This window comes from Pseudomonas syringae CC1557 (assembly GCF_000452705.1).
GTDB classification, from domain to species: domain Bacteria; phylum Pseudomonadota; class Gammaproteobacteria; order Pseudomonadales; family Pseudomonadaceae; genus Aquipseudomonas; species Aquipseudomonas syringae_F.
The window spans coordinates 4,301,172-4,324,569 of record NZ_CP007014.1 but is presented as its reverse complement, the minus strand read 5'-3'; the positions used below and the strand labels follow the sequence as shown (position 1 = coordinate 4,324,569).

At 58.4% G+C, this 23,398-nt stretch carries 21 protein-coding genes; 17 read left to right on the top strand and 4 right to left on the bottom strand.

Going from position 1 to position 23,398, the window contains the following annotated elements; translation table 11 throughout:
- The 14 genes from fdx (at position 1) to N018_RS18985 (ending at position 12,442) form a co-directional block, all read left to right on the top strand.
- Positions 1-342, top strand: a complete 342-nt coding sequence (gene fdx, locus N018_RS19050) for an ISC system 2Fe-2S type ferredoxin (RefSeq protein ID WP_007248518.1) — start codon at positions 1-3, stop codon at positions 340-342.
- Between the two features lie 14 nt (positions 343-356).
- The gene (gene iscX, locus N018_RS19045; RefSeq protein WP_025390475.1) at positions 357-557 is read left to right on the top strand and encodes a Fe-S cluster assembly protein IscX; all 201 of its coding nucleotides are present in this window, start codon (positions 357-359) and stop codon (positions 555-557) included.
- 96 nt (positions 558-653) lie between these two features.
- Positions 654-1,079 carry a nucleoside-diphosphate kinase gene (gene ndk, locus N018_RS19040; RefSeq protein ID WP_002552482.1) on the top strand — a complete coding sequence of 142 codons (426 nt, stop codon included), beginning with the start codon at positions 654-656 and terminating at the stop codon, positions 1,077-1,079.
- Positions 1,080-1,112: 33 nt separating this feature from the next.
- Complete coding sequence (gene rlmN, locus N018_RS19035) at positions 1,113-2,261, top strand: 23S rRNA (adenine(2503)-C(2))-methyltransferase RlmN (protein ID WP_024645253.1); 1,149 nt, start codon at positions 1,113-1,115, stop codon at positions 2,259-2,261.
- 14 nt (positions 2,262-2,275) lie between these two features.
- Complete coding sequence (gene pilW / locus N018_RS19030; protein WP_024645254.1) at positions 2,276-3,034, top strand: type IV pilus biogenesis/stability protein PilW; 759 nt, start codon at positions 2,276-2,278, stop codon at positions 3,032-3,034.
- Positions 3,034-4,038, top strand: coding sequence for a RodZ domain-containing protein (locus N018_RS19025; RefSeq protein ID WP_025390474.1), 1,005 nt, complete (start codon positions 3,034-3,036; stop codon positions 4,036-4,038). Before pilW ends, N018_RS19025 begins: the two co-directional genes overlap by 1 nt.
- Positions 4,039-4,041: 3 nt before the next feature.
- Complete coding sequence (gene ispG / locus N018_RS19020) at positions 4,042-5,151, top strand: flavodoxin-dependent (E)-4-hydroxy-3-methylbut-2-enyl-diphosphate synthase (protein WP_024645256.1); 1,110 nt, start codon at positions 4,042-4,044, stop codon at positions 5,149-5,151.
- A gap of 22 nt (positions 5,152-5,173) precedes the next feature.
- The gene (gene hisS / locus N018_RS19015; protein WP_024645257.1) at positions 5,174-6,463 is read left to right on the top strand and encodes a histidine--tRNA ligase; all 1,290 of its coding nucleotides are present in this window, start codon (positions 5,174-5,176) and stop codon (positions 6,461-6,463) included.
- 38 nt (positions 6,464-6,501) lie between these two features.
- Positions 6,502-7,143 (top strand): YfgM family protein, encoded by a 642-nt coding sequence (locus N018_RS19010; protein ID WP_024645258.1) that lies wholly within the window; start codon positions 6,502-6,504, stop codon positions 7,141-7,143.
- Positions 7,136-8,290, top strand: coding sequence for an outer membrane protein assembly factor BamB (gene bamB, locus N018_RS19005; RefSeq protein WP_025390473.1), 1,155 nt, complete (start codon positions 7,136-7,138; stop codon positions 8,288-8,290). Before N018_RS19010 ends, bamB begins: the two co-directional genes overlap by 8 nt.
- A 137-nt stretch (positions 8,291-8,427) precedes the next feature.
- Positions 8,428-9,897: a ribosome biogenesis GTPase Der gene (der, locus tag N018_RS19000; protein WP_003380618.1), complete on the top strand. Its 1,470-nt coding sequence runs from the start codon at positions 8,428-8,430 to the stop codon at positions 9,895-9,897.
- A 111-nt stretch (positions 9,898-10,008) separates the two neighbouring features.
- On the top strand, positions 10,009-11,157 hold the full coding sequence (locus tag N018_RS18995; protein ID WP_025390472.1) for a pyridoxal phosphate-dependent aminotransferase: 1,149 nt from the start codon (positions 10,009-10,011) through the stop codon (positions 11,155-11,157).
- The gene (locus N018_RS18990; RefSeq protein WP_025390471.1) at positions 11,145-11,936 is read left to right on the top strand and encodes an amidohydrolase; all 792 of its coding nucleotides are present in this window, start codon (positions 11,145-11,147) and stop codon (positions 11,934-11,936) included. Before N018_RS18995 ends, N018_RS18990 begins: the two co-directional genes overlap by 13 nt.
- 59 nt (positions 11,937-11,995) lie before the next feature.
- Positions 11,996-12,442 carry a FlxA-like family protein gene (locus N018_RS18985; protein ID WP_025390470.1) on the top strand — a complete coding sequence of 149 codons (447 nt, stop codon included), beginning with the start codon at positions 11,996-11,998 and terminating at the stop codon, positions 12,440-12,442.
- A gap of 122 nt (positions 12,443-12,564) precedes the next feature.
- Here the strand turns inward: N018_RS18985 and N018_RS18980 are convergent, their stop codons facing one another.
- From N018_RS18980 to xseA, 4 genes are all read right to left on the bottom strand, one after another.
- Positions 12,565-13,434 (bottom strand): isocitrate lyase/PEP mutase family protein, encoded by an 870-nt coding sequence (locus N018_RS18980; protein ID WP_024645263.1) that lies wholly within the window; start codon positions 13,432-13,434, stop codon positions 12,565-12,567.
- A gap of 374 nt (positions 13,435-13,808) precedes the next feature.
- Complete coding sequence (gene leuA / locus N018_RS18975) at positions 13,809-15,479, bottom strand: 2-isopropylmalate synthase (RefSeq protein ID WP_025390469.1); 1,671 nt, start codon at positions 15,477-15,479, stop codon at positions 13,809-13,811.
- A gap of 408 nt (positions 15,480-15,887) precedes the next feature.
- Positions 15,888-16,712: a peptidoglycan DD-metalloendopeptidase family protein gene (locus N018_RS18970; RefSeq protein WP_025390468.1), complete on the bottom strand. Its 825-nt coding sequence runs from the start codon at positions 16,710-16,712 to the stop codon at positions 15,888-15,890.
- Between the two features lie 7 nt (positions 16,713-16,719).
- A complete protein-coding gene (xseA, locus tag N018_RS18965) occupies positions 16,720-18,099 on the bottom strand; it encodes an exodeoxyribonuclease VII large subunit (protein ID WP_024645266.1) in 1,380 nt (459 codons plus the stop codon).
- A 130-nt stretch (positions 18,100-18,229) separates the two neighbouring features.
- Here xseA and N018_RS18960 point away from each other — a divergent pair, with 130 nt between their 5' ends.
- The 3 genes from N018_RS18960 (at position 18,230) to guaA (ending at position 22,025) form a co-directional block, all read left to right on the top strand.
- Positions 18,230-18,778: a hypothetical protein gene (locus tag N018_RS18960; protein ID WP_025390467.1), complete on the top strand. Its 549-nt coding sequence runs from the start codon at positions 18,230-18,232 to the stop codon at positions 18,776-18,778.
- A 94-nt stretch (positions 18,779-18,872) separates the two neighbouring features.
- Positions 18,873-20,342 (top strand): IMP dehydrogenase, encoded by a 1,470-nt coding sequence (gene guaB, locus N018_RS18955; RefSeq protein WP_005891653.1) that lies wholly within the window; start codon positions 18,873-18,875, stop codon positions 20,340-20,342.
- A 105-nt stretch (positions 20,343-20,447) separates the two neighbouring features.
- Complete coding sequence (guaA, locus tag N018_RS18950; protein WP_024674822.1) at positions 20,448-22,025, top strand: glutamine-hydrolyzing GMP synthase; 1,578 nt, start codon at positions 20,448-20,450, stop codon at positions 22,023-22,025.
- The last annotated feature ends 1,373 nt before the right edge of the window (positions 22,026-23,398 follow it).

Below are 23,398 nucleotides of genomic sequence, written 5' to 3'. Positions count from 1 at the left end.
ATGCCGCAGGTGATTTTTCTGCCCCACGCCGAGCATTGCCCGGATGGGCTGGTTGTAGAAGTGGAGCCCGGCACGTCTATTCTCGACATTGCCCATGAGCATCACATCGAGATCGAAAGCGCCTGTGGCGGTGTGTGTGCTTGCACCACCTGCCACTGCGTCATTCGCGAAGGCTTCGATTCGCTGAACGAAGCCGACGAGCTGGAGGAAGATATGCTCGACAAGGCATGGGGGCTGGAAGCGCAATCGCGTCTATCCTGTCAGGCCATTGTCGGCACTGAAGACCTGACCGTCGAAATACCCAAGTATTCGCTCAACCACGCTGCTGAAGCGCCACACTGATTCAAGGATTGCTCATGAGTCTCAAATGGGTTGATGTGCAGGAAATTGCTATCCAGCTGGCTGAAAGCCATCCGGAAGTAAATCCGCTCACTGTGAGTTTCCCCAAGCTGCGTGGCCTGGTAATGGCCTTGCCTGAATTCGACGATGACCCTGCACGCAGCGGGGAAAAGGTTCTCGAAGCGATCCAGACATTGTGGATCGAAGAGCTGGATTGACGTTCAGTAACGTACGCCGTTAGGCAATACACCAGAACCCGCGTATAATTCGCGGGTTTAATTTTTCGCTTAAATCACTGTTTCTGGAGTTTCACCATGGCTGTTCAACGTACTTTCTCCATCATCAAGCCTGACGCCGTTGCAAAGAACGTAATCGGCGAGATCACCACTCGTTTTGAAAAAGCCGGTCTGCGCGTTGTTGCTTCCAAGCTGAAGCAACTGTCGAAGGCTGAAGCTGAAGGTTTCTACGCTGAGCACAGCGCCCGTGGTTTCTTCGGTGACCTGGTTGCCTTCATGATCTCCGGTCCGGTTGTTGTTCAGGTTCTGGAAGGCGAAAACGCTATCGCTCTGAACCGCGAGCTGATGGGTGCTACCAACCCTAAAGAAGCTGCTGCCGGCACCATCCGCGCCGATTTCGCTGACTCCATCGACGCCAACGCTGTACACGGTTCCGATTCCGAAGCAGCCGCTGCTCGCGAAATCTCGTACTTCTTCGCCGCTACTGAAGTAACCGCTCGCTAAGTCATTTTTGACTAACGAGTGAAGGGTGAATTCATGATTGCATCGACTGGTAAAACCAACCTGCTGGGTCTGACTCAGCCGGAAATGGAGAAATTCTTCGACTCTATCGGGGAGAAGCGCTTCCGTGCCGGTCAGGTCATGAAGTGGATTCACCACTTTGGCGTCGATGATTTCGACGCCATGACGAATGTCAGCAAGGCCCTGCGCGAAAAGCTCAAGGCCTGTGCCGAGGTTCGTGGTCCTGAAGTGGTCAGCGAAGACATCTCCACCGACGGCACCCGTAAATGGGTGGTGCGTGTAGAGTCCGGGAGCTGCGTCGAGACCGTCTACATTCCGCAGGGTAAACGTGGCACCTTGTGTGTTTCGTCCCAGGCGGGCTGTGCCCTGGATTGCAGTTTCTGCTCCACCGGCAAGCAAGGTTTCAATAGCAACCTCACCGCCGCTGAAGTGATCGGCCAGGTGTGGATTGCCAACAAATCCTTTGGCAGCGTCCCGGCTACCGTCGACCGTGCCATCACCAACGTGGTGATGATGGGCATGGGTGAGCCGCTGCTGAACTTCGACAATGTCATTGCCGCCATGCATCTGATGATGGATGACCTGGGGTATGGCATTTCCAAGCGTCGTGTGACGTTGTCCACCTCCGGCGTGGTACCGATGATCGATGAGCTTTCGAAGCACATCGATGTGTCGCTGGCTTTATCGCTGCACGCGCCGAATGACGCGCTGCGCAACCAGCTGGTACCGATCAACAAGAAATACCCGTTGCAGATGCTGCTTGAGTCATGCCGTCGCTACATGGCCAGTCTGGGCGAAAAGCGCGTGCTGACCATCGAGTACACGATGCTCAAGGACATCAACGACCAGGTTGAACACGCAGTCGAGATGATCGAGCTGCTCAAGGACACTCCGTGCAAGATCAACCTGATCCCGTTTAACCCGTTCCCGCACTCCGGATACGAGCGTCCCAGCAATAACGCAATTCGTCGTTTTCAGGACTTGTTGCATCAGGCTGGTTATAACGTCACTGTGCGTACCACGCGTGGTGAAGACATTGACGCTGCATGCGGCCAACTGGTCGGGCAGGTGATGGATCGCACGCGTCGTAGCGAACGCTACATCGCCGTGCGTGAGTTGAGTTCCGAGGCCGATGTGGCTCCGGTCGCGGCGACCAGAACCTGACCGGGAAGGACTCCATGTCTGTGCGTGCCTTGTTTTTACTGTGTGTTGTCATGCTGTTGACGGCCTGTGTGTCCACGGGCAGCGTCAATCCGCTGACCACCAAGCAGGGGCGCGACGAGGCGCGCAGGGCGTATGTGCAGCTTGGCTTGGGTTACCTTCAGGAAGGTCAGACCGAGCGTGCCAAGATCCCGCTGAAAAGAGCGCTTGAACTCGACAGTTCCGATCCGCAGGCCAATGCTGCACTGGCGCTGGTGTTCCAGACGGAAATGGAACCGGAACTCGCCGAGCAGTACTTTCACAAGGCGCTGTCCGCCAGCAACAATGACACCCGTATCGTTAATAATTACGGCAGCTTTCTCTACGAGCAGAAGCGCTACAAGGAAGCTTACGAGCGTTTCGAACAGGCCGCTGCCGACAATCTGTATCCTGAGCGATCCCGGGTGTTCGAAAGCCTGGGCATGACCTCTTTGAAACTGGGTAATCGCGATCAGGCTCGTGAGCAGTTCACCAAGGCACTGCGCCTTGACCGCCGACTGACGCGAGCCTTGCTGGAAATGGCCCAAATGTCCTACGAGGACAAGCAATATGTGCCATCACGCGATTATTACGACCGTTTTAGCCAGCTCAGCGAGCAAAATGCACGTAGTCTATTACTCGGTGCTCGCTTGGCGAAGATCTATGATGATCGCAACAAGGCGGCCAGTCTTGGTCTGCTATTGAAAAGACTCTATCCCGGTACGCCGGAATATCAGCAATACCTGTCGGAGCAATGATGAAAGCGGCGCATCCCGAAGTTGTGGCAACCACCCGCGTGAATCCTGGAGAAACCCTGCGCCAGGCCCGCGAGAGCAGGAGCTGGTCGCTGCCAGATGTGGCTTTGAGGCTGAACCTAACCGTGTCTTCCCTGAGCAATCTGGAGAACGGCAATTTTGAAAAACTGCCTGGGCATACGTTCGCCCGGGGGTACGTGCGTGCCTACGCCAAACTGCTGGAGCTCGATCAGGCAGCGCTGGTCGAACAGTTTGACCAGTACACCGGGACCGACGGCAAAGGCAGTTCGGTCCACGCGTTGGGGCGTATCGAAGAGCCGGTCAGGCTGTCCCACAATATTTTGCGTATCGTCAGCCTTTTGTTGCTGGTGGTGCTGGTGGGCGGCGGCTTCGTCTGGTGGCAGGATCAGGCTTCCTTGCGTGGCAAGGATCAGTCCGGCCTGAACATGGAGCACGTCGAAGTCGAAAGTGCCGACGGCACCACCCAGATTCACCCGTTGGACGAACCGGAAGAAGCTCCGGTCGCCGAAGTACCGGCTTCCGGGCAGACCTCGCTGCCGTTGAATACCGGCGCACCCGCCAGTGAAGCGCCTAGCGCGGCACCTGCGGCTCCGGCTGCGGGCGTTACCAATCATTCCGCTGCGCAAGCACAAACGCCTGCTGCCGTCACGCCGCCTGCCAGCACTGCGCAAGCGCCCATTGCTTCGCCGAACGTGCCGTCCATGCCGACGACGCCTGCTGAGCAACCAGCACCCGCCATTGCTGGTGCTGGTCAGGTCTCCGTGCAATTCGTTGCCGATTGCTGGACTCAGTTGACTGACGGTAACGGCAAGGTGCTGGTCAGTGGTCTGAAGCGCAAGGGTGAAACCCTCGATGTCAGCGGCAAGCCGCCCCTGACCTTGCGTCTGGGCTTCGCCCGCGGTGCGCAGGTCAGCTACAACGGCCAAGCGGTAGACGTCGCACCTTTCACCAGTGGCGAAACTGCTCGCCTGAAGCTGGGGCAATAAATCATGCACGGTGAATCTCCGATCAAGCGTCGCGTCTCCCGTAAAATCTGGGTCGGTTCTGTACCGGTCGGTGGTGATTCGCCGATTGCTGTACAGAGCATGACCAACAGCGACACCAACGATGTGGCTGCCACCGTTGCCCAGATCAATCGTCTGGAAGCAGCAGGCGTCGATATTGTGCGGGTGTCCGTCCCCGACATGGACGCTGCCGAGGCATTTGGCCGCATCAAGCAACTGGTCAAGGTGCCATTGGTCGCGGATATTCATTTCGACCATCGGATCGCACTTCGTGTGGCGGAGCTGGGCGTCGACTGCCTGCGCATCAACCCTGGCAACATTGGTCGTGAAGACCGTGTGCGTGCAGTCGTTGATGCAGCGCGTGACCGTGGTATTCCGATCCGCATCGGCGTCAATGCTGGTTCGCTGGAAAAAGACCTGCAAAAGAAGTACGGCGAGCCTACGCCGGAAGCGCTGGTCGAATCCGCGCTGCGCCATGTCGAACACCTGGAACGCCTGAATTTTCAGGACTTCAAGGTCAGCGTGAAAGCCTCCGACGTGTTCATGGCCGTCGCGGCCTATCGTCTGCTCGCCAAAGAGATTGTCCAGCCGCTGCATCTGGGCATCACTGAAGCGGGCGGCCTGCGCTCCGGTACCGTAAAATCGGCTGTCGGCCTCGGTATGCTGCTTGCTGAGGGGATCGGCGATACTATCCGCATCTCGCTGGCCGCTGACCCGGTCGAAGAGGTGAAAGTTGGGTACGACATTCTCAAATCGTTGCGCCTTCGTTCCCGTGGGATCAACTTCATCGCCTGCCCGAGCTGCTCGCGGCAGAACTTCGATGTGGTCAAGACCATGAACGAGCTTGAAGGTCGTCTCGAAGATTTGCTGGTGCCGCTTGATGTTGCGGTCATCGGTTGTGTGGTCAACGGCCCCGGCGAAGCCAAGGAGGCGCATATCGGCCTCACGGGTGGTACGCCGAACCTGATCTACATCGACGGTAAGCCAGCGCAGAAACTGACCAACGACAATCTTGTGGACGAGCTTGAACGCTTGATTCGCAAGAAAGCGGCCGAAAAGGTCGAAGCTGATGCATCGGTCATCGTGCGCGGCTAACCAGGATTGCTAAGGATTTTCTGTGAGTAAGTCTCTACAAGCCATTCGTGGCATGAACGACATTCTGCCCGAGCAGACGCCGCTGTGGCGCCATTTCGAGGGCACTGTCTCGCGCCTGCTGGATAACTACGGTTATCGGCAGATTCGCATGCCTATCGTCGAGTTCACCGATCTGTTCAAGCGCTCAATCGGTGAAGTGACCGATATCGTCGAGAAAGAGATGTACACCTTTGCTGATCGCAACGGTGATTCTCTGACCCTGCGCCCGGAAGGCACTGCTGCCTGCGTGCGTGCAGTACTTGAGCATGGCATTACCGGCGGTGGCCAGGTTCAGAAGCTCTGGTATATCGGGCCGATGTTCCGCCATGAGCGTCCGCAAAAGGGTCGCTATCGCCAGTTTCACCAGATCGGCGTGGAAGTCTTCAATCTCGACGGTCCGGACATCGATGCTGAACTGATCGTCATGACCTGGCGCCTGTGGGGCCTGCTGGGCATTCGCAATGCGGTCAAGCTTGAGCTGAACAGTCTGGGCACCAGCGAAGCGCGTGCCCGCTATCGTGATGCGCTGGTCGAGTTTCTCTCGGCGCACCTCGATCAACTGGACGAAGACAGCCAGCGTCGCCTGAAGACCAACCCGCTGCGCGTGCTGGACACCAAGCATCCTGAAACCCAGGCTGTGCTGGTCGATGCACCAAAGCTGGCAGACTATCTGGACGACGAATCGCGGCTCCATTTCGAAGGCCTCAAGGCGCGTCTGGATGCGGCTGGCATTCCCTACGTCATCAACCCGAAGCTGGTACGCGGGCTGGACTACTACAGCAAGACCGTTTTCGAATGGGTCACCGATCAATTGGGCGCTCAGGGCACTGTCTGTGCAGGCGGCCGCTATGATGGTCTGGTCGAACAGATGGGTGGCAAGCCGACTGCGGGTGTCGGCTTCGCAATGGGTATCGAGCGTCTGGTGCTGTTGCTTGAGACGCTGGAGCAGGTCCCGGAAGAGATTGCTCGTCAGGTCGACGTCTATCTGTGTGCCTTTGGCGAAGCCGCCGAACTGGCTGCACTGACCCTGGCCGAGAAGGTCCGTGATCAGGTGCCGAATCTGCGTTTGCAGGTCAACGCCGGTGCCGGCAGCTTCAAGAGTCAGTTCAAGAAAGCCGACAAGAGCGGTGCGCTGTATGCCTTGATCCTTGGCGAAGAAGAACTGGCTGCAAAGGTTATTGGCGTCAAACCCCTGCGTGGTCAGGGCGAACAACAAAATATTGCCTGGGATGCTCTGTCAGAGCACCTGGCCTCCTGCGCCGTGCAGGGTTGAAACTGATTAACAGCCGTTTAGCGAATAGGAGTATTGGGGTGTCGGGTACCGAAGATGAAGAGCTGGCGGTAATGAAGGACTGGTGGCAGCGCAACGGTAAGCCTTTGCTGACTGGTGGTTTGCTGGCAGTGGTCGTGGTCTTGGGCTGGCAGTTCTGGCACAGGTATCAGACCAGCCAGTCGCAAGGCGCCTCGATGCTTTATCAGCAGTTGCTGGAAACCGCTCTGACGCCAAGTGGTCAGGCCGATACCGCACGCGTTGCCGAGTTGTCCGGCAAGCTGAAAAGCGAATTCGGTGGCACTACCTATGCTCAGTTCGGTAGCCTGTTCGTCGCCAAGGTGGCGGTTGACGCGGGCAAGCTGGATGACGCAGCGGCTGAATTGAAAACCGTGACGGACAAACCGGCCAACGACACACTGGCCGAAATTGCTCGTCAGCGTCTGGCTCGCGTGCTGGCTGCGCAGAACAAGACCGATGACGCATTGAAACTGCTTGACGGAGATGCCGACAAGGCGTTCCTCGCGAGCCGCGAAGAACTCAAGGGTGACCTGCTGGTACAGTTGGGTCGTACCGACGAGGCACATGCTGCATACCAAAAGGCCAAATCTGCTCTGTCCGAAGACGCAGCAGTCGGTGGCCTGCAAATGAAGCTCGACGATCTGGCGAAAGGGGATGCGTGACGTGATTCGTTGGAAACATGCAGCATTGCTGGCTCTGGCCATTCTGGCCGCGGGTTGCAGCAGCAACAGCAAGAAGGAATTGCCTCCGGCCGAGCTGACCGACTTCAAGGAAGAGGTGGTTCTGCACAAGCAGTGGAGCCGCTCGATCGGAGACGGCCAGGGCAAAACCTACAACATGCTGGTTCCGGCCATCGACGGCGACCGCATCTATGCGTCTGACGTCACTGGCGAAGTGGTGTCGCTTGATCGTCTGACCGGTGACGTGATCTGGAAGAAAGATCTCGATCTTCCTGTATCCGGCGCTGTCGGCGTAGGTTACGGCCTGGTCATGATCGGCACCCTCAAGGGTGAAGTCGTGGCCATGGACGCTACGACCGGTGAAGAAAAGTGGCGCGCTCGCGTGACCAGCGAAGTGCTGGCTCCGCCTGCGACCAATGGCAGTGTCGTGGTCGTTCAGACCCAGGATGACCGCATCGTCGGTTTCGACGCTTCCAGCGGTTCGCAGTTGTGGATCTATGAAAGCACACCAGCGGTGCTGACCCTGCGTGGTACGGGTGCTCCGCTCGCCACCAACCGCCTCGCCGTCGCCGGGTTGTCGACCGGCAAGGTGGTCGCACTGGATATTTCCAATGGCGTACCGGTCTGGGAACAGCGCGTAGCCGTACCGCAAGGTCGCTCGGAACTGGATCGTGTGGTTGATATCGACGGTGGGCTGCTGCTCTCCGGCGGTACACTGTACGTCGCTACCTATCAGGGCCGCATTGCCGGTCTTGAACTGGAAAGCGGTCGGGTACTCTGGCAGCGCGATGCCTCCAGCTACTCGGGCGTCGCCCAGGGCTTTGGTAGCGTTTATGCCACGTTGGCCTCCGGCACTGTCGAAGGCATCGACGAGCGTTCGTCCTCCGCCTTGTGGAGCAACGAGTCGCTGGCTCGCCGCCAGTTGGGCGCGCCGGAAGTGTATTCCAGCTATATCGCGGTCGGTGACATGGAAGGCTACCTTCACCTGTTGAGCCAGGTGGACGGTCGTTTTGTCGGTCGCGAGCGCATCGACAGCGATGGCTTGCGTGCCCGTCCGCTGGTGGTTGGAGACATGATTTACGTGTATGGCAACAGCGGCAAACTGGAAGCCCTGACCATCAAGCAATAAGTGTCCATGCCCGGGGCTTATGGCCCCGGGTGACCTTGCTTCGGCAAGGCTGCAGCGTCTTCGGACGCTGCTCCGAACTCCGGCCGCTGCCTTGCAGCGGCTTTTGTATTTTCTGAAATAACGAAGTGGAGAGCCGCATGGTTCCCGTAATCGCCCTGGTGGGTCGACCGAACGTCGGCAAGTCCACCATGTTCAATCGCCTGACCAGGACTCGTGACGCCATCGTCGGCGATCTGTCCGGTCTTACCCGTGATCGCCAATACGGAGAGGCGAAGTGGCAAGGGCGCTCCTATATTCTGATCGACACCGGCGGTATTTCCGGTGACGAGCATGGCATGGACGAAAAAATGGCCGAGCAGTCGCTGCTGGCCATTGAAGAAGCCGATGTGGTGCTGTTTCTGGTGGATGCCCGTGCAGGTTATACCGCCGCTGACCAGATGATTGGCGAGCACCTGCGCAAGCGCAACAAGCGTTCCTATGTGGTTGCCAACAAGATCGACAACATCGACGAGAACCTGGCACGTGCCGAGTTCAGCCCGATGGGGCTGGGCGACGCCATTCCGGTCGCCGGTGCCCACGGTCGCGGCATCTCGCAGATGCTCGAAATCGCCCTGCGGGAATTCCCCAAGGACGAAGACGAACTTGAAGAAGGTGAAGTCGAGGAAGTCGCCGAAGGTCAGGAAGCCAAGCGCATTCCCGGCCCGAGCGAAAAAGACGGCATCAAGATCGCGATCATTGGTCGTCCAAACGTTGGCAAGTCGACGCTGGTCAACCGCATGCTCGGTGAAGACCGGGTTATCGTCTATGACGAGCCAGGCACCACTCGCGACAGCATCTACATTCCCTTCGAGCGTAACGAAGAGAAGTACACGCTGATCGACACCGCCGGTGTGCGCAAGCGCGGCAAGATCCACGAAGAAGTCGAAAAGTTCTCTGTGGTCAAGACGCTGCAGGCCATCAAGGACGCCAACGTGGTGATCTTCGTGATGGATGCGCGCGAAGGTGTGGTCGATCACGACCTGAACCTGCTGGGCTTCGCACTCGAAGCCGGCCGTGCGCTGGTCATTGCGCTGAACAAGTGGGACGGCATGACGCCGGGCGAACGTGACTTCGTGAAGATCGAGCTGGAACGCCGGTTGTTCTTCGTCGACTTCGCAGACATCCACTTCATCTCGGCCTTGCACGGCACGGGGGTGGGTAACCTGTATCAGTCGGTGCAGAACTCGTTCAAGTCTGCGGTAACACGCTGGCCGACCAGCCGTCTGACCCAGATCCTCGAAGACGCGGTCAGCGAGCATGCGCCACCGATGGTCGGCAGCCGCCGCATCAAACTGCGTTACGCTCACCTGGGTGGCGCCAACCCGCCGCTCATCGTGATCCACGGTAACCAGGTCGAGAAAGTACCGAAGTCCTACGTTCGTTACCTGGAAAACACCTATCGCCGCGTGCTCAAACTGGTCGGTACGCCGATCCGTATCGAGTTCAAGGGTGGCGAGAACCCGTATGAAGGCAACAAGAACACGCTGACTGACCGTCAGGTCAACAAGAAGCGTCGAATGATGTCGCACCACAAGAAAGCCGACAAGAAGCGCCGCGACAAGCGCTGAGTCAGCATCTGGAAAAAGGCGCTTCGGCGCCTTTTTTTGTGTTTGTTTTATGCGCTATTCTGCTTGGCCCGGGCCGTTTTGGTTGCGGAGTGATTGCAGGGAAAGGGTTCCATGATCGACAGCAAGTTGCCCAACGTGGGCACCACTATCTTCACCGTCATGTCACAGCTGGCCGCGGAAACCGGGGCCATCAACCTGTCCCAGGGGTTTCCCGACTTTGACGGACCGCAGGCACTGCGCGATGCGGTTTGCCGCCATGTCACTCAAGGCCATAACCAATATTCGCCGATGACCGGGCTGCCAGCACTTCGTCAGCAGGTTGCGGCCAAGATTGCCCGCAGCTATGGACGTGAGATTAACCCGGACAGCGAAATCACCATCACGCCCGGCGCGACCCAGGCGATCTTCTGTGCAATTCATTCGGTCATTCGCCCCGGTGACGAAGTGATCATTTTTGATCCCTGTTACGACAGCTACGAGCCTGCCGTCGAGCTGGCCGGTGGGCGTTGTGTACACGTGCAGTTGGGGCCGGATGATTTCTCCATCGACTGGCAGAAACTGACCGATGCGCTCAGCCCGCGTACGCGCATGATCGTCATCAACAGCCCGCACAACCCGAGCGGCGCATTGATCAGCCGCGCCGAGCTGGATCTCCTGGCGGCGCTGATCGCCGGTCGCGATATCTATCTGCTCAGCGACGAGGTGTACGAACACCTGGTATTTGATGGTCTCAGTCATGTCAGCGTGCTGGATCACGAGGAGTTGTATCAACGTGCGTTTGTGGTCAGCTCGTTCGGCAAGACCTACCACGTCACTGGTTGGAAAACCGGCTACGTGGTCGCGCCGCCAGCGCTGACCGCCGAGTTGCGCAAAGTCCACCAGTACGTGAGCTTCTGCGGAGTGACGCCGTTGCAATATGCGCTGGCCGACTTCATGGCCGAGCATCCTGAGCATGTCGATGAGCTGCCTGGGTTCTATCAGGCCAAGCGGGATTTCTTCTGTAGCCAACTGGCCGATTCTCGTTTCAGCTTCAAACCGGTGGGTGGCACCTATTTCCAGTTGGTGGATTACTCGCAGATCAGGCCTGATCTCAATGACGTGGATATGGCGCTGTGGATGACCCGCGAGCATGGCGTGGCGAGCATTCCCATCTCCGTGTTCTATCAGAGCCCACCGCCGGGACAGCGCCTGATTCGTCTCTGCTTTGCCAAGCAGGAAGAAACCTTGCGTCAGGCTGCGGAGAAACTATGCGCGATATAAGCCAGTTGCCGAACCTGAATATCGCCCTTGTCCAGACTACGCTGGCCTGGCATGACCGCGAGGCCAATCTCGAACATTTCGGGCAACTGCTGGATCAGGCTCACGATGCCGATCTGGTGATTTTGCCGGAAATGTTCACCACGGGCTTCTCCATGGAGTCCGAGAAGCTGGCTGAGCCGGAAGCCGGCCCTGCGTCGGTCTGGCTGCTGGAGCAGGCCAGGCGGCTTGACGCGGTGGTGACCGGCAGCGTCATCATTCGCGCCGCTGACGGCAGCCATCGTAACCGCCTATTGTGGGCGCGCCCGGATGGCGAGCTGCTGCATTACGACAAGCGTCATCTGTTTCGCATGGCGGGCGAGCATGAGCACTACTCGCCGGGTGAGCGTCAGGTAATGTTTGAGCTCAATGGCTGGCGTATTCGCCCGTTGGTCTGCTACGACCTGCGTTTTCCGGTCTGGAGTCGTGATGCTCAGGACACCGATCTGCTGCTGTATACCGCTAACTGGCCAGGTGCACGGCGTCTGCACTGGAACCGCCTGTTGCCTGCCAGAGCCATTGAAAACCTCTGCTATGTCGCTGCGGTCAATCGTGTCGGGTCGGACGGCAACGGCTTGGCGTACACCGGTGACAGTCAGGTCCTGGATTTCCAGGGCGAGAGCCTGTTGAGCATGGGCGAAGCGAACGGAGTCTTCAAGGCGACGCTCAGCGCGACAGACTTGCAAGCCTACCGCACGCGGTTTCCAGCCGGGCTGGATGCTGATTCTTTTAATATTGAATAAAAGTACTTCAGAATGTTTCCAGTCGGCCGATAGCTCTTCCAGACCTCCAGGAGACCGTCATGACTACTATCAATACCTCCACGCTGAACAGTTACTCAAGCTCGTTGACGCTAGCTGTCAAGCCTACTGACGCTGAAACAACCAAGGCCGCTACTGCTGCTGCGACCACGACTACTGAAACAGAGAAAAGCTCTGATCAGGCGTCAACTGACGATGGCAAGGCCGGTGCGGCGGGTGGCGGCGGCAGCGTTGGTGGTTCCAGCGAAGCGTCTCTCAATCAGACCGTCGAACAGATAAAGCAGCAGATCAAGGATGTTCAGAAGCAACTCGTCGAGCAGAAGGCGCAGTTGGCTGCCGCCCAAAGCGGTAACGGCTCAGCGGAAGAAAAGGCTCAGAAATCCATGGCAATTCAGGGCCAGATATCCGTCATCAGCGCCAACCTGCAGACGTTGCAGGCATCGTTGTTGCAGCTGGAAACCGGCGGCGGTGTAAACACCACCGCGTGATATCGCCTGCCCGGCGTCCGAAGTGACGCTCATCATGTCCACGCACGTTGCTGCGTGGGCATTCAGTTGCAGACGCTCTGCGTCCGCTCCTGATCAGGCGGCGCCGCGTCCAGCATTGCCTGTCACTCGTTCACGTTCATGAACTTGCGTGCCCACTCGACATAGTCTTCAGGCTGGGTATAGGTGTGGGTCAGTTCGGTAGCGCTCATGTTCGACTCGCTGCCGAGTATCTGGCGCTGTTCGCGCAGGCAGTCATAGGTGGCCTTGATCGCCGCGAAGTAGGCAGCGTGGCCATGCACGCAGACTCGCACGCCCATTTCGGCAAGGCGCGCATTGTCGTGCAGTTCCGGATTGCCATAGGTCACCAGCATCAGCGGCACGGTCAGGCCCTCTGATACCTGCGCCAGGTGATCAAAGTCACGAATACCCACGATGGTAATACCGTCAGCCCCGGCAGCCTGATACTGCTGAACTCGGCTGATGGCTTCCTGTACCGGAATGATCGCCGCATTGGTACGGGCAAAAATCGACATCTCTGGATCGACACGCGCTTCCAGTGCTGCGCGAATCTTGCCGACGCCTTCAGCCGTGGAAATCAGGTCGGTGGATTTGCGTCCGAACTGCGCAGGCAGCAGGGTATCTTCGATGGTCAGTGCAGAAATACCTGCTCGTTCCAGCTCAACAACGGTGCGCATGACGTTAAGGGCATTGCCATAACCATGGTCGGCGTCCGCAATCACCGGTAACTGTGCGACGCGACCGATCCGCGTCGCCTGTTCAACGAATTCACTGAGGGTGATAAGCGCGAAGTCAGGCGCAGCCAGCACTTGCAGAGAGGCGACCGAGCCTCCGAGGATGCCTACTTCAAAGCCCAGGTCCGCTGCGATGCGGGCTGACATAGGGTCGAAGACCGAGGCGGTATGGAAGCAGGAGTTCGACGAGGTAAGGGCGCGGAAGCTGCGGCGCAGATCTTGATGGGAAGCCTTGGGCATAATCGCTCCAAATGTGATTGGATCAGCTCAGCATTACCGAGGCCGATAGTAATTTCAATGCACGGTGAATCTGCCCGAGCATTCTTGTCGTCCGGAATTCAATGCAATAGTCGTCTTGGTTTTATAGGAAAGACACAGCTGGCAGGTAATTCCGGCCTGGCATCGTCAGCCTATGAATGGCTGTTGGATTATTACCAGTCCGGATTAAAGGCAGCATGCTACCACAGCATAAATGAAAAAGATTATGCCGAAACGGGCAGGGCCATGCACAGACTGAAAGAGGCTTGCGAGAGGGGTAGTGGGAGGGGCTAAAGAGTGAAAGCCGGTTTTAGCAGCAGGCTGACGGACCTGAGTCCGCCAGCCTCACTGTCGACTCAGGCCGCTTTGGCCTGTGCCTGGCTCAGCGAGCGGTTCAGTGCACTGAACAGCGCCCGGAAGCTTGCTGTAGTGATGTTTTCATCGATGCCCACACCGTGCACGGCACGCTCGCCGTTCACCCGCAGTTCAATGTAGGCGGCAGCCTTGGCCGTGGTGCCGGAACCGATGGCGTGCTCGTTATAGTCCATGATCTCCACGGCCAGCGGCAGGCCGGCTACCAGCGCTTCCAGAGCACCTTTGCCCTTGCCGCGCCAGTGCAGGGTCTCGCCATCCGCGTGCACTTCGGCATCTACAGCGCTATTGCCGTTCTCTTCCTGCAGCCTGTGGCTGATCAGCGTGTAAGGTGTGTTGGCCTGCAGGTACTCGCGACGCAACAATGAGTGGATCTGTTCGGCAGTCATCTCCAGGCCCAGGCGATCGGTTTCACCCTGAACCACCTGACTGAACTCGATCTGCATGCGGCGCGGCAACGAAATGCCGTACTCCTGCTCCAGCAGGTAGGCAATGCCACCTTTGCCCGACTGGCTGTTGACGCGAATCACCGCTTCATAGCTGCGACCGATATCGGCCGGATCAATCGGCAGGTAAGGCACTTCCCACAGCTCGCCTTCTTTCTGCTGCGTGAAGCCCTTGCGAATGGCATCCTGGTGCGAGCCGGAGAACGCGGTGTGAACCAGATCGCCGACGTACGGGTGACGAGGGTGAACCGGAATCTGGTTGCACTCCTCTACAACCTTGCGCACACCGTCGATATCAGAGAAGTCCAGGCCGGGATTGATGCCCTGGGTGTAGAGGTTCAGGGCGACCGTGACCAGATCGACGTTGCCGGTACGCTCGCCATTGCCGAACAGGCAGCCTTCGACACGATCTGCACCCGCCATAAGGCCCAGCTCGGTGGCCGCAACGCCAGTGCCGCGGTCGTTGTGGGTGTGCAGGCTGATCAGCACGCTGTCGCGGCGCGTGATGTGGCGGCCGAACCATTCGATCTGATCGGCGTAGATATTCGGGGTAGCCACTTCCACGGTAGCGGGGAGGTTGAGGATCACCTTGTTGTCCGGCGTCGGGTTCCATACCTCGATCACCGCATCGCAGACTTCCTTGGCGAACTCCAGCTCGGTGGCGCTGAAGGTTTCCGGCGAGTACTGGAACGTCCACTGGGTTTCAGGCTGCTGCGCGGCATACTTGACGAACAGCTTGGCTGCATTGACTGCGATTTCCTTCACGCCGGCCTTGTCCTGATTGAAGACAATGCGACGGAATGAGGGGCAGGTAGCGTTGTACAAGTGAACGATGGCCTTCTTGGCGCCGCGCAGCGATTCAAAGGTGCGAGCGATCAAATCTTCGCGGCCCTGAGTCAGCACCTGAATAGTAGTGTCGTCCGGGATATGCCCGTCTTCTATCAGGGTGCGAACAAAGTCGAAGTCCGTCTGCGAGGCGGCAGGGAACGATGCTTCGATTTCTTTGACGCCGACACTGACCAGAGTCTTCCAGAAACGCAGCTTCTTCACTGAATCCATCGGCTCGATCAGCGACTGGTTACCGTCGCGCAAGTCAGAGCTGCACCAGATAGGCACCGTATCGATGGTTTTGGAAGGCCAGGTGCGGTCAGGCAGATCAATGGTTGGAAACGCGCGGTACTTTTTCGAGGGATCGTTGAGCATGGTCATCTGGAAATCCTTTTGGAGTGAACGGGCCGGCTTGGCGGCGGCCTGTCGTTCGGAAATAGGGGGTAGCGTGCAAAGGGGCGAGGCACCGCAATCTAGCTTGGCAGTCGGGCACTGACCAGGCTGAGGCACCGATGCTGGCGCAACAAAATAAGGGTTTGAGCGTTGTTCATGAGGCCAACCGTACCCACTGGCATGAGCAATGGCAAGCACTTGAAAAAAATCGGGATAAATTCTCGTAAATGTCGTTATGGCGATTTTTTATAGCGGGTTTTTCAATTTTAATCGCTACTTTTTGTGCGCCCTAAGCGATGTGCGCAAAGAAAGGCCGGCGCATGGCTGCTTGCCTGGATGACTGCTTGGTCTTCGCGAGCAAACGCATGTCGGTGTCCGTTTTGCTCGCGAACTGCCTCAAGGCTGGAACGCGCCAATAAAGATCGCCGGATCAACCCGCGCATCATTCAGGCTGACGTTCCAGTGCATGTGCGGGCCAGTAGCCCGACCGGTCGCGCCGACTTTACCGACTACGCCGCCGCGTGGGACCTGGTCACCGACTTTCACGTCGATTTTCGACATGTGGCAGAACATGCTGATGAAGCCTTGCCCATGGTCAACGAACACGGTGTTGCCGTTGAAGAAGTAATTACCGGTCAGAATGACCTTGCCAGCCGCCGGAGATTTGATTGGCGTGCCGGCCGGGACCGCGAAGTCCAACCCGGAATGCGGGTTGCGCTCTTCGCCGTTAAAGAAGCGACGCACACCGAACTTGCTCGACAGCGGGCCGTTGACCGGTTTGTCCAGAATCAGATTGCTCGGCGTGCCAGGGCTGAAGCTGCGATAGGCGCGCAGTTGTTCGGCCAGCTCGCCTTCGATGCGCTTGTTGTCTTCTGGGTTGGGGTTGACCTGACGCTTGTTCTTGAGGGTGATGTGCTGTTCCGGGTATTTCTTGCTGCCCACCGTGAAGTTGAGCGTGCGCCCGCCGGAGGTCACCTGCTGCGCGCCTGGTTTGACGGTCAGAGGAATGCCGACAATCGCCAGCCAGCGCGCACCTTGTTCCTTGACCACCAGCACCGGCTTGCCTTGATAGGTCGCGGTGGGCGCCTGTGCGCCGCTGCCCAGATCAATGACCGCCACGCCGCCGGGCACCGGTTTGTCGAGTGCGCGAGTAATAAAGCTGTCGGCGTGGGCAGGCAGACAGAGCAGCAGGGCGAATAGCGGGGCGATAAAACGTAGCATCAGGCGGTCAGTCCAGAAGGGAGAGGGTCACGGGCGTGAGGTGATTGTCTTCGACACGTACTTGCAGCTCGCCTTCGCCAAGCCGGGCGGTGAGACGCTGGCCAGGCCGGGTTTGTGCCGCATTGCGGATCGCATGTCCCCGCTCGTCGAGCAGAATGCTGTAACCACGCCCCAGAGTCGCCAGCGGGCTGACCACATTCAGGGTCTGCATCTGGCTTTGCAATTGCAGCTTGCGGGCCTTGATCGATTCGCGGATTGCCCTTGGCAAGCGCTCCGCCAATACGTCCAGCCGTTGGCGCAGGAACGCCAGCGTGCGTCCCGGATGCTGAGCGGTCAGACGACTTTCCATGTGCGCAAGACGCACCTGCCGTTTATGCATGTTCTGCTCGAAGGCGCGACGCAAGCGCATGTCCAGATCATCCAGACGCTGAGACTGCTGGCGCAGTCGTTCACCCGGATGTCGCAGTCGTCGTGAAATACCTTCCAGACGCAGCCGCTCGCGCATCAGACGGTCCTGCATGCGGCTGACCAGCCTGCGATGCAGGTTGTCGACGCGGCGGTGCAGGTCGCTGGAGTCGGGGGCCAACAGCTCGGCAGCAGCGGAGGGTGTCGGGGCGCGCACGTCGGCGACGAAATCGCTGATCGACACATCGGTTTCATGGCCGACAGCGCTGACAATCGGCGTTACACAAGCATCAATGGCGCGGGCCACGGCTTCTTCGTTGAAACACCAGAGGTCTTCCAGCGAGCCTCCACCCCGGGCGAGGATCAAGGCATCGAAGCCTCTGGCGTCGGCCAGTTTCAGGGCGCGGACAATTTGATTGATGGCCTCGCGACCCTGAACGGCGGTCGGGATCAGTGTCAGTTCTACCCGAGGCGCGCGACGGCGGAACACGCTGATGATGTCGCGAATCACCGCGCCGGTCGGCGAACTGATGATCCCGATGCGTTGCGGATGCAGTGGCAGAGCGACCTTGCGCTCTGCGCTGAACAAGCCTTCGTCACTGAGCTTGGCCTTCAATGCATCGAAGGCCAGACGCAACGCGCCGTCACCCGCCGGTTCTACGGTGTCGAGGATCAGCTGATAGTCACCACGGCCTTCGAACAGCGAAACCTTGCCGCGCACTTTGACCTGCAAGCCGTCTTTCAGCGCCTGACGCACACGGGCCGCACTCTGCCGGAACAGCGCGCAACGCACCTGCGCGCCCGAATCCTTCAGCGTGAAGTACACGTGCCCTGACGCCGGGCGCGACAGATTGGAGATCTCGCCCTCGACCCAGATGCTGCTGAACACATCTTCCAGCAGCACGCGAGCGCGGCCGTTGAGCTGGCTGACAGTAAGGACTTCCCGGTCGAGGCCGAGTCTTGCGAAAGGGTCTTTGATCATGTCGGGCATCATAATGGCAATGCCTGCCCAGCGCACGAGTCAGTATCGCTGCCACAGCGGGATTTGACCTTGACCTGAAACGCTAGCCTATTAAGCTGCGGCCTCGAACAGCTTCGAGCGACGCTTCACCATGAACACCCAAAGCATCATTGTTCCGCAAATATCCACCTTTCCCGGTCACGAGGCACGAGCGCGGCTGATTCTGCGCTGGCTGGTCAAACTCAATGTGGTCGAGCCGGAACTGACCACCTGCGGACGCTCTTATAACAAGATGGCCTACGCTGTGGCTCCCGGTGCCAGAGCCGTGGTGAAAAATCCCGATGCGCTACCGTTCGGGCAGCCCGTCAACGGGCTGGAGATCGTCACCAAGCGCTGCATTTTCACACCACTGAACGATTTTGCCGAAGAAGCCGGCTGCCCGGAATGTCGCCGCGAAGTCGGCGAGGCGCTGTTTGACAGTCTGGAAGACTGGATGCCCGGGCACACCGATAACTTCACCTGCCCGGAATGTCGCCACGAAGACGATATAAACGGCTTTCTGTTTCTCGATGCCTGCGGGTTTTCCAACCTCGGTTTCATCTTCAATAATTGGCTGGATGCGGCGTTTACCCAGAGCTTTCTGGATGACTTCGCCGAACGTCTGGATCGCCCGTTGTCCTGCGTTCAAGTGCGCTTATAAACAGCTTTGATAATAGGCTGAGGTTTACATTGAGCCGGGCAGGGTGTGTGGGTATAATGGCGCGCTTCCAATTTCCCGCTCGGGAGCCCCCGCGATGCTGCGTATCAGTCAAGAAGCCCTTACATTCGACGACATTCTCCTTGTGCCCGGTTATTCCGAGGTACTTCCCAACGAAGTCAGTCTGAAAACCCGTTTGACCCGTGGCATCGAGCTGAATATTCCTTTGGTCTCTGCTGCAATGGATACAGTCACCGAGGCCCGTCTGGCAATTGCCATGGCCCAGGAAGGCGGTATCGGTATCATCCACAAGAACATGACCATCGAGCAGCAAGCTGCCGAAGTGCGCAAGGTCAAGAAGTTCGAGGCCGGTGTCGTCAAGGACCCGATCACGATCGAAGCCGACGCCACTGTTCGTGATCTGTTCGAACTGACCCGCATGCACAACATTTCCGGTGTACCGGTGCTGCACAATGGCGACCTGGTCGGCATCGTGACGTCCCGCGACGTACGCTTCGAAAACCGTCTTGATGTCCCTGTCCGAGAAGTGATGACGCCCAAAGAGCGTCTGGTCACCGTGCGTGAAGGTGCCGACAAGAACGAAGTGCGCGAACTGCTGCACAAGCACCGTCTGGAAAAAGTCCTGATCGTCGACGCCAACTTCGCGCTCAAGGGCATGATGACCGTCAAGGACATCGAAAAAGCCAAGGCCTACCCGCTGGCCAGCAAGGACGATCAGGCTCGCCTGCGCGTCGGCGCGGCAGTCGGCACCGGCAAGGACACCGGCGAGCGCGTGACCGCACTGGTCGCTGCCGGCGTTGACGTGGTGGTAGTCGACACCGCGCACGGCCACTCCAAAGGCGTGATCGACCGCGTCCGCTGGGTCAAGGACAACTTCCCGCAAGTGCAGGTCATCGGTGGCAACATCGCTACCGGCGAAGCTGCCCTGGCGCTGGTCGCAGCGGGTGCCGACGCCGTCAAGGTTGGTATCGGCCCTGGCTCGATCTGCACCACGCGTATCGTTGCCGGTGTCGGCGTGCCGCAGATCAGCGCCATCGCCAACGTTTCCGCTGCCCTTGAAGGCACAGGCGTGCCGATGATCGCTGACGGCGGTATCCGTTTCTCCGGTGACCTGTCCAAAGCCATCGTGGCGGGCGCGTCCTGCGTGATGATGGGCTCGATGTTCGCCGGTACTGAAGAAGCGCCAGGCGAGATCGAACTGTTTCAGGGCCGTTCCTACAAGGCTTATCGCGGCATGGGTTCGCTGGGCGCGATGTCCCAGGCGCAGGGCTCGTCGGATCGCTACTTCCAGGATTCGTCGGCCGGTGCCGAGAAGCTGGTGCCGGAAGGCATCGAAGGCCGCGTTGCCTACAAGGGGCCGTTGTCCGCCATCATCCATCAGTTGATGGGCGGTCTGCGTTCCTCCATGGGTTACACCGGCAGTGCTGACATCGAACAGATGCGCACCAAGCCCGAGTTCGTTCGTATTACCGGCGCAGGTATGGCTGAGTCTCACGTCCATGACGTGCAGATCACCAAGGAAGCGCCGAACTATCGCGTTGGTTGATCCGGACTGCATCGGGGTTTGCGCCGCGATGCAGGCCAACAAGTTTTATAGCCGGGGCTGTTGACGCAGCCCCGTGTCGTTTCTGTTTATTGACGAGAATGAGTCATGGCCCTCGACATTCACGCCCACCGTATCCTGATCCTCGACTTCGGTTCCCAGTACACCCAGCTGATCGCCCGCCGCGTGCGTGAAATCGGCGTGTACTGCGAGCTGCATCCGTTTGACATGGACGACGAAGCGATTCGCGAATTCGCTCCAAAAGGCGTGATCCTCGCCGGCGGCCCCGAGTCCGTACACGAAGCCGACAGCCCGCGCTGCCCGCAAGCGGTATTTGACCTGGGTGTGCCGGTTTTCGGTATCTGCTACGGCATGCAGACCATGGCCGAGCAGTTGGGCGGCAAGGTTGCTGGTTCTGAGCTGCGCGAGTTCGGCTACGCTCGCGTTGACGTAGTCGGCAAAAGCCGTCTGCTCGATGGTATCGAAGACCATATCGACGCCGACGGCCTGTTTGGCCTCGACGTATGGATGAGTCACGGTGACAAGGTCACCAAACTGCCGGAAGACTTCCACATTCTGGCCAGCACCCCTAGCTGCCCAATTGCCGGTATGGCTGACGACGCTCGCGGTTACTACGGCGTGCAGTTCCACCCGGAAGTGACCCACACCAAGCAGGGCGGTCGCATCCTGTCGCGCTTTATCCTCGACATCTGCGGCTGTGAAGCACTGTGGACCCCTTCGAAGATTGCTGAAGACGCTATCGCTCAGGTTCGCGCTCAGGTCGGTACTGACAACGTGTTGCTGGGCCTTTCCGGCGGCGTTGACTCCTCCGTGGTCGCGGCACTGCTGCACAAGGCCATCGGCGATCAACTGACCTGCGTATTCGTCGACAACGGCCTGCTGCGCCTGCACGAAGGCGAGCAAGTGATGGCCATGTTCGCCGAGAACATGGGCGTCAAAGTCATTCGCGCCAACGCCGAAGAGCAGTTCCTCAACAACCTGGAAGGCGAGAGCGATCCAGAGAAGAAGCGCAAGATCATCGGCCGCACCTTCATCGACGTGTTCGATGCCGAATCCTGCAAGCTGGACAACATCAAGTACCTGGCACAAGGCACCATCTACCCGGACGTGATCGAGTCGGCTGGCGCGAAAAGCGGCAAGGCCCACGTCATCAAGTCGCACCACAACGTGGGCGGCCTGCCGGAAGAAATGAACCTCAAGCTGGTCGAGCCCCTGCGCGAGCTGTTCAAGGACGAAGTCCGCCGCCTCGGCCTGGAACTCGGCCTGCCCTACGACATGGTCTACCGCCACCCATTCCCTGGCCCAGGCCTGGGCGTGCGCATCCTCGGCGAAGTGAAGAAGGAATACGCCGACATCCTGCGTCGTGCCGACCACATCTTCATCGAAGAACTGCGCAAGGCCGACTGGTATCACAAGGTCAGCCAAGCATTCGTGGTGTTCCAGCCAGTCAAATCGGTTGGCGTCGTCGGCGACGGCCGCCGCTACGCCTGGGTTGTGGCATTGCGTGCGGTAGAGACCATCGACTTCATGACCGCTCGCTGGGCGCACCTGCCTTACGAGCTGCTGGAGACGGTGAGCGGCCGTATCATCAATGAAATCGAGGGGATTTCGCGGGTGACTTACGATGTGTCGAGCAAGCCGCCTGCGACGATTGAGTGGGAGTGATTGGGGGGCCGGCGTTGTCCGGCACCCTTTAGCAAGAAATGCCGTGGAGCCCGCGTAATTGCGGGCTTTTGGCTTTGTGGGGCTGGCAAATTCGGGCAGCTTTGTGCATCGCCAAGCACTGTATTTAGGCGGCATGGTACGGGGCAGTGACTGAGGCAAATGCCATGCTTAGTGCTTGATCAATATCATGTGACGGTCTAAAGCCGATTCGCTAACAAGTCCCTCAAACCTAAATCATCACGAGTCAATGCGTTCTGGGGGACGCCAATAGCGCAAAGAGATGCCAAAAGGTGACACATACCCCCAAGGTGAACAGGAAACCCACAACCCATACCATTAAGTGCCGAAAGCGGCGGTAGATATGAGCATTTGGGCGTTTGTCCAAATGACCCGCGATGCAAGATATGCAGATTAGTACAAGGGCAATGTAAAGACCTGCCCATGGAATAGAGTCGTACCCACTTACATGGAGGGTGCCTCGCTTACTCACAAGGATCAGATCGTTAGTCGCCAAACCGTGGCTCACTAAGGCTGTGGCAATCAACGCAATTACGGCCGCTGTGATAAGGGTTGGTAGAGTTTGGCGATCGTCAGGTTGAGGTAATGGTAATGCTTCGTTGGTCAGTGACGCGATCGTGCGCTTAGGCAAGGAACGCCACCTATGAAGGCTCCACGGTGGCGGCACCGAGGCCACGGGTTGCCATCGTGCCGATTTGCGTACCAACACCCACATGTAGCAGGAAGCCAGGATAGGCCCTGCCAGGACAAACATAGCGAAGGGCGAAAAGGTAGAAGAGGCAAGTGCTGCCAAAAAAAACAGGGTGATATGAGAAATTCCAGAACCCGCAAGTGCCTTTAGCCAGAAGCTGCGGTTGTACGCGTCTATTTTATGGTGCCGAAGTTTCATGAATGACGCCCAAGTTGTCCCTTGGGCCAGAAAAAGAATCGCCGAAGACGCTGTCGTACCGCTAAGGATGTTTGGTTCCCTCCAGAACAAAGTCCACGTTATCAGACTGGCTGGCAAGAGAGTGATTAGCATGACCAGCCACAGGCTGGCAGGGTGATAAAAGAAACGTTGGTGCGCCATTCCACTCATCCATGTTCAGAACACATCATCCATCGGGTGAGCGTAGCAGTCTCAACGTCTGAGTGCATCTCACCCGCCTTCACGCTGCCCTAAGCGGTCTCGCCTTTTGGAAAGGGACTAATTTCCAGATAGCGCGCATCATCAGGCGCCATGATCATCCCCTACAAAAGGCGCTGGTTAGTCGTTCAGTACATCGGCGCCTGCTGCCTATATCTCCCTCGAACCTAAACTGTTTGATAGCGGCTGCTGTCGATCCAGGTTGTGTGAAAACGGGCTGGATGCAGTT